At 34.9% G+C, this 404-nt stretch carries 1 protein-coding gene; it reads left to right on the top strand.

The window, feature by feature from the left end:
* Positions 1–35 precede the first annotated feature (35 nt).
* Positions 36–404 (top strand): helix-turn-helix domain-containing protein (locus CHI06_RS29080; RefSeq protein WP_142301054.1); only part of this gene is annotated, 369 nt, incomplete at its 3' end.

Below are 404 nucleotides of genomic sequence, written 5' to 3' on the forward strand. Positions count from 1 at the left end.
ATAGTGTTTTAAGGTATAAGTATGGGAATGAATCAATGGGGGAAATATCGAAAGGCGTAAATGTTCACGAAAGTATTTTCAGCGTATGGGTTCGACTTTATGAACATCAAGGAGAAAGTGCCTTTATAAAATCCTATACAACCTATTCTACGAAGTTTAAAATGGATGTACTTAATTATATAAATGAAATGGGTACATCCTACCGTGAAACAGCTGCTATATTCAATATTTCCTCACATGAAACGATTCGAAAATGGCAGCTACGGTTTGAACAAGGTGGAATTGATGCCCTAGAAACAAAGAAAAAGGGGCATTTATCCATGAAAACAGAATCAAAGAAAACAGAATCAAAGAATAATCCAGTACCCACTGAAGAATCTGTTGATTCATTACAAGCGAAAGTA

The sequence above is a fragment of the Bacillus sp. 7884-1 genome (assembly GCF_002272245.1).
Classification (GTDB): domain Bacteria; phylum Bacillota; class Bacilli; order Bacillales; family Cytobacillaceae; genus Neobacillus.